At 68.1% G+C, this 14,611-nt stretch carries 14 protein-coding genes; 9 read left to right on the forward strand and 5 right to left on the reverse strand.

Translation table 11 applies throughout. The features are described from left to right. Window positions 1-32: 32 nt before the first annotated feature. Window positions 33-1,496 carry a hypothetical protein gene (locus QX128_RS14330; protein ID WP_316237736.1) on the reverse strand — a complete coding sequence of 488 codons (1,464 nt, stop codon included), beginning with the start codon at window positions 1,494-1,496 and terminating at the stop codon, window positions 33-35. 361 nt (window positions 1,497-1,857) lie between these two features. On the opposite strand from QX128_RS14330, the gene QX128_RS14335 reads away from it, so the two are divergent. After that, complete coding sequence (locus QX128_RS14335; RefSeq protein WP_316237737.1) at window positions 1,858-2,154, forward strand: hypothetical protein; 297 nt, start codon at window positions 1,858-1,860, stop codon at window positions 2,152-2,154. Between the two features lie 79 nt (window positions 2,155-2,233). Here QX128_RS14335 and chrA read toward each other — a convergent pair whose 3' ends face one another. Further along, the gene (gene chrA / locus QX128_RS14340) at window positions 2,234-3,463 is read right to left on the reverse strand and encodes a chromate efflux transporter (RefSeq protein WP_316237738.1); all 1,230 of its coding nucleotides are present in this window, start codon (window positions 3,461-3,463) and stop codon (window positions 2,234-2,236) included. Window positions 3,464-3,674: 211 nt separating this feature from the next. On the opposite strand from chrA, the gene QX128_RS14345 reads away from it, so the two are divergent. Further along, window positions 3,675-4,070 (forward strand): hypothetical protein, encoded by a 396-nt coding sequence (locus tag QX128_RS14345; RefSeq protein ID WP_316177125.1) that lies wholly within the window; start codon window positions 3,675-3,677, stop codon window positions 4,068-4,070. A 229-nt stretch (window positions 4,071-4,299) separates the two neighbouring features. On the opposite strand, the gene QX128_RS14350 is transcribed toward QX128_RS14345, so the two are convergent. Further along, window positions 4,300-5,316, reverse strand: coding sequence for a zinc-binding alcohol dehydrogenase family protein (locus QX128_RS14350; protein WP_315800960.1), 1,017 nt, complete (start codon window positions 5,314-5,316; stop codon window positions 4,300-4,302). 117 nt (window positions 5,317-5,433) lie between these two features. Between QX128_RS14350 and QX128_RS14355 the strand changes: the two genes are divergently transcribed. From QX128_RS14355 to QX128_RS14365, 3 genes are read left to right on the forward strand one after another with little or no spacing between them, the layout of a single operon-like run. After that, window positions 5,434-5,811 carry a helix-turn-helix domain-containing protein gene (locus QX128_RS14355; RefSeq protein WP_315800959.1) on the forward strand — a complete coding sequence of 126 codons (378 nt, stop codon included), beginning with the start codon at window positions 5,434-5,436 and terminating at the stop codon, window positions 5,809-5,811. A gap of 60 nt (window positions 5,812-5,871) precedes the next feature. Then, entirely contained in the window at window positions 5,872-7,266 is a 1,395-nt protein-coding gene (locus tag QX128_RS14360; protein ID WP_315800958.1) for a DegQ family serine endoprotease, read from the forward strand. Next, window positions 7,263-8,597: a replication-associated recombination protein A gene (locus QX128_RS14365; RefSeq protein ID WP_316237739.1), complete on the forward strand. Its 1,335-nt coding sequence runs from the start codon at window positions 7,263-7,265 to the stop codon at window positions 8,595-8,597. Before QX128_RS14360 ends, QX128_RS14365 begins: the two co-directional genes overlap by 4 nt. A 156-nt stretch (window positions 8,598-8,753) precedes the next feature. On the opposite strand, the gene QX128_RS14370 is transcribed toward QX128_RS14365, so the two are convergent. Next, a complete protein-coding gene (locus QX128_RS14370) occupies window positions 8,754-9,701 on the reverse strand; it encodes an alpha/beta hydrolase (RefSeq protein ID WP_316237740.1) in 948 nt (315 codons plus the stop codon). Window positions 9,702-9,807: 106 nt separating this feature from the next. Here QX128_RS14370 and QX128_RS14375 point away from each other — a divergent pair, with 106 nt between their 5' ends. Next, entirely contained in the window at window positions 9,808-11,190 is a 1,383-nt protein-coding gene (locus tag QX128_RS14375; protein ID WP_316237741.1) for an RluA family pseudouridine synthase, read from the forward strand. Between the two features lie 51 nt (window positions 11,191-11,241). On the opposite strand, the gene QX128_RS14380 is transcribed toward QX128_RS14375, so the two are convergent. Further along, window positions 11,242-11,682 carry a hypothetical protein gene (locus QX128_RS14380; protein ID WP_316237742.1) on the reverse strand — a complete coding sequence of 147 codons (441 nt, stop codon included), beginning with the start codon at window positions 11,680-11,682 and terminating at the stop codon, window positions 11,242-11,244. Window positions 11,683-11,771: 89 nt separating this feature from the next. Here QX128_RS14380 and QX128_RS14385 point away from each other — a divergent pair, with 89 nt between their 5' ends. The 3 genes from QX128_RS14385 to QX128_RS14395 all read left to right on the forward strand — a co-directional run bounded on the left by QX128_RS14385 (window position 11,772) and on the right by QX128_RS14395 (window position 14,543). After that, entirely contained in the window at window positions 11,772-12,554 is a 783-nt protein-coding gene (locus QX128_RS14385; protein WP_315800953.1) for an ATP12 family chaperone protein, read from the forward strand. A 61-nt stretch (window positions 12,555-12,615) separates the two neighbouring features. Further along, window positions 12,616-14,265, forward strand: coding sequence for a flagellar hook-length control protein FliK (locus tag QX128_RS14390; protein WP_316216051.1), 1,650 nt, complete (start codon window positions 12,616-12,618; stop codon window positions 14,263-14,265). Then, window positions 14,262-14,543: an EscU/YscU/HrcU family type III secretion system export apparatus switch protein gene (locus tag QX128_RS14395; protein WP_316237743.1), complete on the forward strand. Its 282-nt coding sequence runs from the start codon at window positions 14,262-14,264 to the stop codon at window positions 14,541-14,543. Before QX128_RS14390 ends, QX128_RS14395 begins: the two co-directional genes overlap by 4 nt. The last annotated feature ends 68 nt before the right edge of the window (window positions 14,544-14,611 follow it).

The following is a 14,611-nucleotide window of genomic DNA, read 5'->3' on the forward strand; positions in this document are numbered from 1 at the left end:
GTTGCCGGCACCGCTGCGCAAGCGTCGTCGGTCTACTTCCTGAACGGATCCGGCCGCATCAGGAGCCGGCCGGAGATCGAGTTCGGCACCTCGTAGGGCGAGCCGATCGACAGCACGTGGCTGAGCGCGATCAGCCGGTTCGGCAGCTTGGCCGGCGGCGGCGTCTGGAACGAATAGGACGTCGGGTTGTGGCACAGGAAGCAGTTCAGCACGTTCTTGATCGGCGTGTTGTCGGCGTTCTGCACGAAGGTCTCGGCGGTGGCGTTGGCGAGATTGACCGAACCGACCGCATTGGTCTGGTTGCTGTTCAGATTGTACGAGTTGGGGAGCATCCAGACGGTGCCGTCGAGGGCGTAGTTCGCGAACGTCGATTGCGGGCCCTTCAGGCCGGAGAGAAAGCCCTGGGCTTGCGCCGTGATCGCGAAGATGTTGCCGACGCCGTTGGGCTGGTTCTCGCCGCCGGTCTGGTTCTCGAGCACGACGTTGGTCACCGGCGTCAGCTTCTGGGTCGCCGGATCGAGCCGCAGTTGCGGCCGGTTGGCGCCGGGCTGCGCCGCGATGTTGACCTGCGAGAACGGCGTGCCGCCCTTGTAGAGCGTATAGCTCTTCGGATCCGAGCGGCTTGCCGAGGGCGCGAAGGTGTTGTCCGGCGTCTGCGGTGAGTTGTTCTTCAGCTCGAACGTGCCCCACAGGAATTCAGGGTGGTTCTCGGTGTAGCCGACGACGTGCAGGCCGACCAGCGCCACCGTCACCGTGACGAATTTGCCGGGCGCCGGCCGGATCGTGATCAGGCCGGGGGTGACGTTGTTCTCCAGCACCGGCACCTGTGCCTGGGTCGTATAGGCGCCCGCGGGCGGCGCCTGGCCGGGGTCGAGCCGCAGCCACGTCGCCTTGAACACCGCATCGCCCACGGCGAAGGAGGAATCTGCCGGCTGGCTCTGGTAGCCGCCGGTCGCGATCAGGTTCTTGCGGGCGGTGTTGAAATAGCTCTGGTTCATGTGAACAGAGGCGTAGACGGGATAGCCGTTCTGCGCGACCAGCATGTTGCCGTCGGCTTCGACGATGGCGCCGGCGCCTTCGGTGAAGCCGGCCATGCCGTGGAAGACCTGGGCACGGGCCGCCAAGGTCAGCGGGCGCGGCCGTGGGGCGCCGGCATTCTCGGCGTTGTTGAGCAACTCGTCGGGCGTCGCCAAGGTCATGAACCGCGGCACGGCGGCGCCGGAGCCCGAATCCTTCACCAGAGCCGTCGCCCAGACGAAGGCCTCCCACGACCATTGATGGAAATTGCAGTCCGGCGTCGGGATGGTCTTGGTGTCGGAGGTGGGGAAGGCGGCGTCCGGCTTGAGATAACTGCCAAGTCCCTCCGACCAGCCGAAGGCCGGGCAGTTCTTCGCCGGCGGAGGCGGGGCGGCGCTCGCAGGGCTGAGGGCGCCGGCAAGGCCGCTTGCGGTGACGGTCGTCGCGAAAGTGAGCATGAGCCACTGAATCGTTCTCATGGCCGGTCTCCATGGATGTGCGCGCTGGGATGAGCCGTTGGTCTCGCCGCCATGCGTCGCCAATGATTGTTAAAAATGATTCATTCAAAAGTAGTGCGCGGCGAACATGCACCCAAAGGTGAGATTTGCAAGACCGGCAGCTCACGCAACCCGCAATTTTTTGCGGAGGCCCCCGCGGCGTGACATGCGGCTCCACCCGACGATCGATCACTGCAGCATTCGTCGTCATCGGACGACACGGCCGCGTGTGAGCCCGGGCACGGTCGACACGGCCGATCGCGCGCATCCTGGCGGCCGTTCGCTGGAGCCGTGCGGACAATGACGTCTTCACGCCGGTGGACGACAACCACAGGAGAGTGAAATGAAGTCCATCATGGCCGCTGTGTTGCTGCTCGCGCTGACGTCCGGCGCAAGCCTCGCGGGCACGCCGCTGATCGATGCGCGTCAGCACAACCAGTCACATCGCATCTACAACGGCATCGCGAGCGGGCGGCTGACCTATCCGGAGGCGCAGCAGCTCGTCCGCGGCCAGATCCACGTGCAGAAGCTGGAAAACAAGGCCAAGGCCGACGGCGTGGTGACGCCGTTCGAGCGGGCCCGCATCAACGTCGCGCAATCCGTGCAGGGCGCGCGCATCTTCTGGAAGAAGCATAATTAGCCGCGCACGGCAGCTCGCTGGGGGCAGAGCGCCGCTTCGGCGGCGCTTTGCCAACCATGTGATGCGGCGGCACCGCCGCTTACACCAGCGCGGCCGCGACGCCGGCAATGGCGCTGAACGTCACCACGACGAGCGGCGGCGCGCGCCAGGCGACCAAGAGGACGAAACCGACCAGCGCGATGCCAAAATCTGCCGCGTTATGGACGGTTGTTGTCCAGACCGGGTTGTACAGGGCCGCTCCCAGCACACCGACGACCGCAGCGTTGACACCCCGCATCATGGCCTGGGCGCCGGCGCGCTTGCGGAACGAGTCCCAGAACGGCAGCGCGGCGAGCAGGACCAGCATGCCCGGAAGGAAGATTCCGAGGAGACCGAGCGCGGCCCCGATGATCCCATGCGGCTCCGGAGCGACCACGGTGCCGAGATAGGCGGCGAAGGTGAAGAGCGGGCCCGGGACGGCCTGCGCCGCACCGTAGCCGGCGAGAAAGGCGTCGTCGCTCAGCCAGCCTGGTCCGACGAAGGCTTCGCGCAACAGCGGCAGCACCACATGTCCACCGCCGAACACGAGCGCGCCGGAGCGATAGAACGCGTCGAACAAGGCAAGCGGCGTCGATCCCGTTGAGCCGCGCAGCAGCGGAAGTCCCGCCAACAGGACGACGAACAGCACGAGCGCCATGACCCCCACGCTCCGCGACACCGGGATCGCGACGTGTCCCGACGGCGCCGCCTCGCCGCGGCACAGCCAGAGGCCGGCGAGTCCGCCGAGCACGATGGCCCCGATCTGCGCGGCCGAGGCCGAACTGAGCAGAATGATCAACGTTGCGGCGACCGCGATCGAGGCGCGCGTGCGATCGGGACAGAGCGTGCGCGCCATGCCCCAGACCGCCTGTGCGACGATGGCGACTGCGGTCAGCTTCAGCCCGTGCAGCAGGCCGCTGCCGATCGGTCCACTCAATCGGCCCGCACCATAGGCGAACAGGATGAGCACGGCGGCCGACGGCAAAGTGAAGCCGGTCCAGGCCGCGAGCGCACCGAGATAGCCGGCGCGCATCAGCCCGATGGAGAAGCCGACCTGGCTGCTGGCGGGACCGGGCAGGAACTGGCACAGCCCGACCAGATCGGCATAGGCATGCTCGTCGATCCATTTTCGCCTGACGACGAACTCGTCGCGGAAATAGCCGATATGGGCAATCGGCCCGCCGAAGCAGGTGAGGCCGAGCTTGAGGAAGATGCTGAGGACCTCGAGCGGCGATCCGCTGCGCGGGCCGCGATCGGCGGACGAATGGGTCTCTTGCTCGAGGCTGCTCACGGACGCCGTTCCAGATGCGAATGTCGCGCTTCGTTAAAGGAGATCGGCCCGGCCGGCCAGTCCTCGCCCATCATGGCCTCGCAGCCCTCCGAATTATCGAATGCAGGGCGAATATGCAGCCCCTACATGCCGCGCTATGATCCATGATCAAGATCTGCCTGGAGGTTTCTTGTTTCCGGACCCTTCCATCAAATGGCGTCCTTACCCCTCGATGATCGACGGCATCGAACGACCGCCTGCGGTCTTCGATCAAGGTCTCTGGCGCGGCGTGCTCCACCTGATCGTCGTGGCATCGCCGCCCGGTTTGCGCGCCTACGGCATCGAGATCGCGTGCCAGATCTATGCCGGGTTCGAAGAGGTCGCTTACGCGGTGTCGGCGCATGGCGCCGACACCGTCGTGTACGACGGCGGCGTCTATATCAAGGAGGCCGAGCAATCGGCCTTGTTGAATGCCTATGAGGCGATCGATCCGGTCGGCCGTCGACCCCGGCATTTCAGTTTCGTCGGCAGTGAGTACTGCTACGAGGCGCTCGGCTTTTCCGAGCCGGTGATCAGGGCGTTCAGCACTCCCGATGAGGCCTACGCTTGGGGACCAGCGCGGCAATGAGCGACCGGACGCCGTTGCCGCTTCGCTCTCAATGACGGAAAGCTATGAAGCGCGGGCTTGTTAGTTGAGGGTGGCGGTGCCGTAGGTGGGCAAAGCAGCCGCCGTCAGGCGGCAGCGTGCCACCGTCCGTCAGCGAGTGCACCGGCGAGATGGTGGGCACGGCGCCACCGCGACCTCGAACGTGGAGAGACCTGAGCCACGCCTTTGCCCACCCTATGAGCGCTATTACTTAACTCCACCCCTCCAGCACGATCTTGCCGCGTGACTTATTGCTCTCGATCAGCGCATGGGCGCGCTTGAGGTTGGCGGCGTTGATGGTGCCGTAGTTGTCGCCGAGGGTGGTGCGGATCACGCCCTTGTCGATGAGATCAGAGACATCGTTGAGCAGGTTGTGCTGCGCGATGATATCGGGCGTCGTGAACGAGGAGCGCGTGAACATCGATTCCCAGTGGATCGAGATCGCCTTGCCCTTGAAGGCTGCGAGTGAGAACTCGGCGGGATCGTCGATCAGGCCGAACTTGCCCTGCGGCGCCATGAAGTCGGCGATCGCCTTGTAGTGCTGGTCGGTGTGGGTGAGGCTCGCGATGAGGCTGACCGGCGGCAGCTTCAGTGCGTCGATCTGCGCCTTCATCGGCTTGCCATGGTCGATCACGGCGTGGGCGCCGAGCTTCAGGCACCAGTCGCGCGACTCGGGCCGGGTGGCGGTGGCGAGCACGGTCAGGCCGGTGAGGCGGCGCGACAGCTGGATCAGGATCGAGCCGACGCCGCCGGCGGCGCCCGTGATCAGCAAGGTGCGGTCATCGAGGCTCTTGCCGGGGACGGCGCCGAGCCGGTCGAACAGCAGCTCCCACGCGGTGATCGAGGTCAGGGGCAGGGCGGCGGCCTCGGCGAACGACAGGCTCTTCGGCTTGCGACCGACGATGCGCTCGTCGACCAGATGGAATTCGGCATTGGTGCCCTGGCGCAGGATCGAGCCGGCGTAGAACACCTCGTCACCGGGCTTGAACAGGCTCACGTCCGGGCCGACAGCCTCGACCACGCCAGCGGCGTCATAGCCCAGGATCTTGGTTTCGCCGGCGGGCGGTGCGGCGCGCTTGCGCACCTTGGTGTCGACCGGATTGACCGACACCGCCTTCACTGCGACGCGGATGTCGCGTCCCTTCGGCTCGGGTTTGGCGGTCTCGAAGTCGAACAGCGCGCGGTCCTCGGTGATGGGGAGCGACTGCTGGTATCCGACGGCCTTCATGAACAACCTCCTGGTTGGCTTGGCGATAGGATCTGTTTGTCCTTCTGGCGTCATTTCAGCAAGTACTGTAAAAATGGGGAACTAGTCCCCGTTTGGATACTATTGGGCCAAAACGCGATGAAACGGAAGAATTTCACCCGCCGTCCGGGCTGCGCGGTCGAAGCCACGCTCGATCTGATCGACGGCAAGTGGAAGGGCGTGATCCTCTACCACCTGCAGGGCGGCAGCCGGCGCTTCGGCGAGCTGCGCCGCCTGATGCCCGGCATCACCCAGCGCATGCTGACCAAGCAGCTGCGGGCGCTCGAGGACGACGGGCTGGTGGTTCGCAAGGTCTATGCCGAGGTGCCGCCGCGGGTGGACTATACCCTGTCCGAGGTCGGCGAGAGCCTGCGGCCGGTGATCGAGGTCCTCAGGAGCTGGGGCGAGCGGCACCAGGAACGGCTGTCCTGCGGCCCCGTTGCAGAGACCATCAAAACGCCGCATCAGGCCGCCTGAGCTTGGCCGCGGCGGCCGTTCCGCCTATATCCAAGCCGTCATTTTCCCAGGATTGTTCGCATGACGTTGATTCGCTCCACACTGGTCCTGCTGCTGTCTCTGCTGGCAGCCACTCCGCTCGCGGCGCAGGACCGGCGCGTGCCGCAGTCCGCGGCCGAGCTGCGGCTGTCCTATGCGCCGATCGTGCAGCGCGTGCAGCCGGCGGTCGTCAACGTCTATGCCGCCAAGGTGGTGCAGAACCGCAATCCCTTTCTCGACGATCCGATCTTCCGCCGCTTCTTCGGCCTGCAGGGCGGGCCGCAGGAGCAGATGCAGCGCTCGCTCGGCTCGGGCGTGATGATCGATGCGTCCGGTCTCGTCGTCACCAACGTGCACGTGATCGAGGGCGCCGACGAGGTGAAGGTCTCGCTCGCCGACAAGCGCGAGTTCGAAGCCGAGATCGTGCTGAAGGACAGCCGCACTGATCTGGCCGTGCTCAAGCTGAAGGGCACCAAGGAGCAGTTTCCGACGCTCGACCTCGCCAACTCCGATGATCTCCTGGTCGGCGATGTCGTGCTGGCGATCGGCAATCCCTTCGGCGTCGGCCAGACCGTGACCCACGGCATCGTGTCGGCGCTGGCGCGCACGCAGGTCGGGATCACCGACTATCAGTTCTTCATCCAGACCGATGCCGCCATCAATCCCGGCAATTCCGGCGGCGCGCTGGTCGACATGACCGGACGTCTCGTCGGCATCAACACCGCGATCTATTCCAAGTCCGGCGGCTCGCAGGGCATCGGCTTCGCGATCCCTGCCAACATGGTGCGCGTGGTCGTGGCTTCGGCGAAGAGCGGCGGCAAGGCGGTGAAGCGCCCGTGGCTCGGCGCGCGGCTGCAGGCGGTGACGCCTGAGATCGCCGAGAGCCTCGGCCTGCGCTCGCCGACCGGCGCGCTGGTCGCTTCCGTGGTCGCGAACAGCCCGGCGGCAAAGGCGGGCATCAAGTCGTCAGACCTGATCGTGTCGATCGACGGCCAGACCGTCGATGATCCGAACGCGTTCGACTATCGCTTCGCGACCCGGCCGCTCGGCGGCACGGCGCAGATCGAGCTGCAGCGCGGCGGCAAGCCGGTGAAGGTCGCGGTCGCGCTGGAGACCGCGCCGGACACCGGACGCAACGAGATGGTGATCAACGGCCGCTCGCCGTTCCAGGGCGCCAAGGTCGCCAACATCTCTCCGGCGGTCGCCGATGAGCTGCATCTCGATGCCGACACCGAGGGCGTGGTCGTGCTCGAGCCGGGCGACGGCACCACCGCGGCCAATGTCGGCTTCCAGAAGGGCGACGTGATCATGGCCGTGAACAACCAGAAGATCGCCAAGACCGCCGACCTCGACAAGGCGTCGCGCGAGGCCGCGCGCATCTGGCGCATCACCGTGCTGCGCGGCGGCCAGCAGATCAACGTCACGCTCGGCGGATGAGCCCGAAGCGTCCCCAGCAGGGAGGCCCGAGCCTCTTCGCCGCGGCGGGGATGGAGCACGATGCGCCGCGGCCGCTGCCCGAGCGGCTGCGTCCGCACAAGCTGTCGGATGTGGTGGGACAGGATCACATCCTCGGCCCTGACGGCGCGCTGACCCGCATGCTGGAGACGCGCACGCTGGGCTCGCTGATCTTCTGGGGCCCGCCCGGCACCGGCAAGACGACGGTGGCGCGGCTGCTGGCGGACGCCACCGAGCTGCATTTCGAGCAGATCTCGGCGGTGTTCTCCGGCGTCGCCGACCTGAAGAAAGTCTTCGACGCGGCACGCGCGCGACGCGAGACCGGGCAGGGCACGCTGCTGTTCGTCGACGAGGTGCATCGCTTCAACCGCGCGCAGCAGGACTCTTTCCTGCCGGTGATGGAGGACGGCACCGTCGTGCTGGTCGGCGCCACCACCGAGAATCCGTCGTTCGAGCTCAACGCCGCTCTGCTGTCGCGTTCGCGCGTGCTGGTGTTCCACTCGCTCGACGCCGCCGCGATCGAGAAGCTCTACGGCAACGCCGAGGCGGTCGAGGGCCGCAAGCTGCCGCTCGACGACGAGGCGCGCGCCGTGCTGATCCGCATGGCCGACGGCGACGGCCGCGCTGCGCTGACGCTCGCCGAGGAAGTCTGGCGCTCGGCGCGCAAGGACGAGATCTTCAACGCGGTGCAGTTGCAGGACATCCTGCAGCGCCGTGCGCCGATCTACGACAAATCGGCCGACGGCCACTACAACCTGATCTCGGCCCTGCACAAATCGGTGCGCGGCTCCGATCCGGATGCGGCGCTGTACTACTTCGCCCGCATGCTCGACGCCGGCGAGGATCCGCTGTTCCTTGCTCGCCGCATCGTTCGGATGGCGGTGGAGGACATCGGCCTCGCCGATCCCCAGGCGCTGGTGATCGCCAACGCCGCCAAGGATGCCTATGACTTCTTGGGCTCACCCGAGGGCGAGCTCGCGATCGCGCAGGCCGTGATCTATGTCGCCACCGCGCCGAAATCCAACGCCGCCTACAAGGCGTTCGGCGCCGCCAAGCGCGTGGCGAAAGAGGGCGGCTCGCTGCTGCCGCCAAAGCACATCTTGAACGCGCCGACCAAGCTGATGCAGGGCGAAGGCTACGGCGCGGGCTATCAGTACGACCACGATGCGCCGGACGCGTTTTCGGGCCAGGACTACTTCCCCGACGCCCTCGGCCGCCAGCAGTTCTACGATCCCCCCGAGCGCGGCTTCGAGCGCGAGATCAGGAAGCGGCTGGACTACTGGGCGAAGCTGCGGAAGGAGCGGGGTGGGTAGGAGCCCCGACGCCGCTCGTTCTGTCACCGCGTGTCGCGCTGCTTATGTTGCGTCATGCTCTCTCCACGTCATTGCGAGCGCAGCGAAGCAATCCCGAGTCCTCGCGACGCCCTGGATTGTTTCGCTGCGGGTAATGACGGTGGAGGGAGCGCGCTACTACTTCCCCGTCTTGACGAACTCCGCAATCTCCCGCGTCAGCCGGTCGTCCTCGGTGTTGATCGCATACACCTCCGACATGTGGCTGTGCTGCGGCAGCATCACCGCGCGGGCGCAGCCGGACGGTCGCTTGCAGGCGGCCTGCTTGAGCAGATCGAACTGCTCGACAAAGCGCGGCGGGTCGAGCTCGGCGGAGACGGTCATCAGCGGCAAGGGCGAGGCTTGCAGCCCCTGCAGCGACGAGCGCTCCTTGAAGCGCGAGGGATCGGTGCCGAAATAGGCCATCTCCTGGTCGCCAAGCGGCGTCGCGGTGAGGTCGTAGACGCCCGAGGCCATGATCGCGCCCGCAAGGCCGCCGCCGGCGACCTTGTGGAATTCGGGATGCGCCACATAGGTCGCGACGTGCACCGCGCCGGCCGAATGGCCCATCAGATAGATGCGCGCGGGATCGCCGCCGTTCTCGGCGGCGTGGGCGGCCACCCATTGCACCGCGCTGGCGACATCCTCGACGCCGGCAGGCCAGGGGAATTTCGGCGCCAGGCGGTAGGTGATGTTGACGCCGATGAAGCCGCTCTTCACCGCCCACAGCATGATGTTGTCGTAGAACGGGCCGTCCGGCGTGGTGCGCTTGTTGCCGCCGATGAAGGCGCCGCCATGCACGAAGATCAGCACCGGCCGGGGCGCGGCCGCGGCATCCGGCGTGAAGACGTCGAGCAGATTGCGTTCGGCCGTGCCGTATCTCACATCGCGCTGCACCTTGACGCCGGTGTAGGGTTCCTTGGCCTGCAGCGGCGCGTAGATCGCGGCGGTCTTCGGCGGGGCGATGACCCGGCCGATCTCGATCAGCTTCCAGGCGATGTCGTCGGGCATGGGGCTCTGCTGCGCCTGCGTGGCGGTCGTCGCCAGCGTGGCTGCCAGGATCGCCAGGCCCAGTCGCGTGAGCGTCATTCGAATTCGCTCCGATCAGTCTCGATGGCCCAAGCGGCCGACTCACAAGCGGATTTATCGCGATTTCGCCGTGACTGGCAGGGGCTTTTGCGATACGCAACCTGCCATGAGCCGCCGTATCAAGCGAACCCAGACCCGATCCGATCGCCCGACCGATCGCCGCAGCGAGCGGCCGAAGGCCGAGGCCGCCCGCAGCGCAGGCGCCGCGGCCAAGCGTGAGTCTGCGAAGCGTCCCGATGCCGAGCGGCCGCGGCGCGACCGTTTTGCCGGTGACCGCGAGGCGGCACCGCGCGGCGATTTCGGGCGCGGCAAGGCCGAGCGCAGCCGTGCGCCGCGCGCCGAGGGAGAGGATCGCCGCGACAGCTTCGCCCCGCGCGAGCGGCCGCCGGCCAAGCGCGCCGGTGCCGGCAAGTCCGCGCGGTTCAGCTCGGAGCGTGCCGAGCGCAGGCCTGCGGCGCTGCCGCCGAAGAAGGTCGAGCCGGAGACGCCGCTGCTGCCGACGAAGGTGCAGACCGTGGTGGTCACGGCCGACGAGAACAACATGCGCGTCGACCGCTTCCTCGAGGCGCGCTTTCCCGGCCTGTCATTCTCGCACATCCAGCGCATCGTCCGCAAAGGCGAGCTGCGCGTCGACGGCAAGCGCGCCGACTCCAAGGATCGCCTTGAAGAAGGCCAGAGCGTGCGTATTCCGCCGCTCAAGCTGGACGCGCCGAAGGAGCGCGCCGGCCTCACCGAGGGCGAGCGCAAGACGCTGGAGAGCCTCAAGGCGATGACCTTGTACGAGGACGACGACGTGCTCGTCCTCAACAAGCCGGCCGGGCTCGCGGTGCAGGGCGGCTCCGGCATGACCCGTCATATCGACCAGATGCTGGAGGTGATGCGCGACGCCAAGGGCCAGAAGCCGCGGCTCGTGCACCGCATCGACCGCGAGACCTCCGGCTGCCTGCTGATCGCCAAGACCCGCTTCGCTGCCACGCATCTGACCGGCGCCTTCCGCAGCCGCTCGGCGCGCAAGATCTACTGGGCGCTGGTGGCGGGCGTGCCCAAGCCCAAGCAGGGCCGCATCTCCACCTATCTTGCCAAGGAGGAGAGCGAGGACGACACCATCATGCGCGTCGCCGCCCATGGCGACGAGGGCGCCAGCCACGCCGTGACCTACTACGCGGTGGTCGAGGCCTCGGCCAACAAGCTCGCCTGGGTGTCGCTGAAACCGGTGACCGGCCGCACCCATCAGCTGCGCGCGCACATGGCCCATATCGGCCATCCCATCGTCGGCGATCCCAAATATTTCAACATCGAGAACTGGGCGCTGCCCGGCGGCCTGCAGAACCGGCTGCATCTGCTGGCGCGCCGCATCGTCATCCCGCATCCGCGCGGCGGATTCATCGACGCCACCGCGCCGCTGCCGCCGCACATGCTGCAGTCGTGGAACCTGCTCGGCCTCGAGCACGACCGCTTCGACCCGATCGAGAACGCGCCGGAGGAGTGAGCGGCCTCTCGTAACACGGATATCGCTTCGCTCATCGGGCTACGCAGCGGCTCAATTCCGGAACTGCCGCAAAAACTCCCGCAGCGAATCGTGCGGCGTTTCGACGTCGAGGATGACCCAGCCGTCCGGCCCCTTGACCACGATGAAGTTCATCGTCACGCGGTGGCCCTGGTTGTCGAAGCTGGCGGCGACATAGGTCTTGTCGAACTGCTTGCGCAAGATCGCAATCGCGACCGGGCCGAGCTTCCAGCGTGGGCTCTGCACCAGGAAATCGTAGGGCTCACGCCGCGGCGCCGCCCAGGCCCCGGCGAGGCTCGGATCGAAGAACTGCCGCGCGGTCTCGGCCGTCCGCGGCAGCCCGGCGGAGAGCTCCGGCGCGCCCCGGCCGTAATGCGCATAGACGTTGCGCACCAGCGATTCCGGCGAGCGGAAGCCGGCGGCGGCCTCAACGGCGCTGCCGAGCAGGACGAGGGCGGAGAGCAGCGGACGCATCGGCAGCTCGCATTTCGGGCGGACAGGGCTTATCTACCGCGAAAACAACGGATCCCGTGTGATCATCCCGCGAGAGGGCTGGAATTCTGATGCGTGAACTGTTTGACGAGGTCGTCGGCCGGTCGCCGCTCGATCCGCAGGAATCGGCGCGCCAGGCGATGCGGACGCCGCTGCGCAAGCGCTTCTACAAGGAGGCCGGGACCGCCGCGGCCGAGGGCGGCTTCAACGTCACCCTCGACGGCCGGCCGATCCGCACACCGTCGGGGCGCGTCGTCATCGTTCCCGCTGGGGAGCTGGCGGAGGCCGTCGCCGCCGAGTGGCAGGCCCAGGGTGAGAACATCGATCCCGCCACGATGCCGCTGACGCGGTTCGCCAACAGCGTCGTGCAGTCGGTGGTCGACCGCGTCGATGACGTCCGCGAGGACATCGCCAAATATCTCCAGTCCGACCTGCTGTTCTACCGGGCCGGTCATCCCGAGGGGCTGGTCGCGCGCGAGGCCGAGCATTGGGACCCGGTGCTGGACTGGGCGCGCGACGGCCTGGGCGCGCATTTCATCCTGTCCGAAGGCATCATGCATGTGGCCCAGCCGGAGGCTGCGGTCCAGGCCGCGCGCGCTGCGCTGCCGACCGGCCCGTGGACGGTGGCGGCCGCGCATGTCGTCACCACACTGACCGGCTCGGCGCTGCTGGCGCTGGCGCTGGTGCATGGGGTGCGCGACGCCGATCAGGTCTGGGCGGCAGCCCATGTCGACGAGGACTGGAACGTCGCGCAATGGGGGGCCGACGAGGAGGCGATGAGCCGCCGCGCCGCCAAGCAGATCGACTACCAAGCCGCCGTTCGCATCCTCCGGGCAGTCGACGCCGCGCTCTGAGGCCGGTTAACGCCGGGTTTAGGGGCACCCGCTAGGCTGTGCGCGTAACCCGAGTACGCGCATGGTCCAGAGTGTCACCCCGTCGCCTTCCGTGAGCGCCGTCCGCGGCGTCGGCAGCTCGCCGGCCGGAACCACGGTGGCGGCAGCGACCACGCTGCAGGCCGGCGCACTGGTCAGCGCCAGGGTGCAGCAGGTGCTCGCCGAGAACCTGGTCCAGGTCGCGATCGGAAACCTGTCGATGGAGCTCGCGAGCGAGCTGCCGCTGCAGGCCGGCCAGACCGTGCAGGTCGCCGTGTCGCAGACCGCGCAAGGGCTGCAGCTCGCCATCGTCGGGCAGGGCGGCAGTGCTGCCACTGGCACCACCGGCACCCCGACCCCGGCCGCCACCGTCGTCGACGTCACCGGCCGGCTGGCACCGGCGCTGCCGCCACCGCCGGATCCGCTGACCGGGCTGGAGCGGCTCGCATTGTCGATCGCCAGCGAGGAGGCGGCGACCCGCCAGGGCAGCCAGGGCCAATTGTTCGCCGATCTCCAGGCCGTCGCCGACTCGCCGAACCTTCCACCGGCCTTGCGGGCCGCCGTGGCGCAGGTGCTGGCGCAGCAGACGCCGCTCTCGCCGGCGCTGACCGCGGAGGATGTGCAGACCGCCGTGCAGCAATCCGGCCTGTTCCTGGAATCCTCGCTCGCCAATGGCACTACCGGCACCGGCACGCCCGACCTGAAGGCGGCGCTGATCGTGCTGCGCCAGACGCTGGCGACGGTGCTGCAGACCGCCGAGCCCGGCATGGCGGCATCGGCGCAGCCGTCGCCCGGTGGCTCCTATGCCTCGGTGCTGTCGGAGGCCGGCCGCGCCGCCGCCGCGCAGCAACAGAGCGGCGCTCCCTCGCTGGTGCCCGACATCGAGATCGAGCTGCCGCCCCAGCCCTGGGCCACGGGAATGGGGCGGCCCGACGCCGCGTCTGCCGGCTTCACCGGCTCGGCGCTGATCGAGGCCCTGACGGGCGCCAAGGCGCAGTCGCTCACGCCCGGCACGGTGCTGGCCGTGCTGCAGGAAGCGCAGCAGCAGATTCCGCGCGCCGCGGGCCTCGTTCCCGGACGCAACGCCAACGGCCGCGCCGATATGGTCGTGCGCACCAACACCCCGCCGCCGCCGTTCCGCGGGGCTGCACCGATGCCGCAGGCCGTGGCGATGCCGACGCTCGGTCCCGACACGCCGCTGTCGGCGATCGCGCACCGGCTGCTCGACGAGACCGACCAGGCGCTGTCGCGCCAGACCCTGCTGCAGGTCGCCTCGCTGCCGGATCGCCCGGACGCCTCGACCGCGCGCACCGACCCGGCGCCGCCGCGCTGGAACTTCGAGATTCCCTTCGCCACCCCGCAGGGCACGGCCATGGCGCAGTTCGAGATCGCGCGCGACGGCGGCACGCAATCGCCGGACGCGGCCAAGCGCGTCTGGCGGGCGCGCTTCTCGCTCGACGTCGAGCCGGCCGGCCCGGTGCATGCGATGATCTCATTCAGCGCCGAGCGCACCTCCGTGCGGATGTGGGCCGAGCGTCCGGTCACCGCCGCGCGGCTGCGCGCCGGCCTTGCCGACCTCAGCCAGGCCCTCAGCCGTGCCGAGCTCTCACCGGGCGACCTCGTGGTGCAGGACGGCGCGCCGCCGGCCGTGATGCCGCCCAGGGCCGGCCATTTCCTGGATCGCGCGCTATGAGCATCGAGGTGAAGGCCGCCAACAAGACCCAGCTCGCCGTCGCCTTGCACTACGACAAGGGCCAGGGCGCGCCGCGCGTCGTCGCCAAGGGCAAGGGCACGATCGGCGCCAAGATCATCGAGGTCGCGAAGGCGCACGACATCCCGATCGAGGAGAACGAGGTGCTGGCCGGCGCGCTCTCCAATGTCGAGCTCGGCGACGAGATCCCGGAGGAGCTCTACAAGGCCGTCGCCGAGGTGCTGGTGTTCGTGCTCAACCTGTCGCGGCCGATCCGCTGAGCGCGCCGCATTTGTGATCTCCGTCATGCGTCCGTCGTCACCGCCCTGTGGTAGGGAGGGCGAACGAC

Origin of the sequence: Bradyrhizobium sp. SZCCHNR1015, assembly GCF_032489875.1 — a bacterium.
In the GTDB taxonomy this organism is placed as follows: domain Bacteria; phylum Pseudomonadota; class Alphaproteobacteria; order Rhizobiales; family Xanthobacteraceae; genus Bradyrhizobium.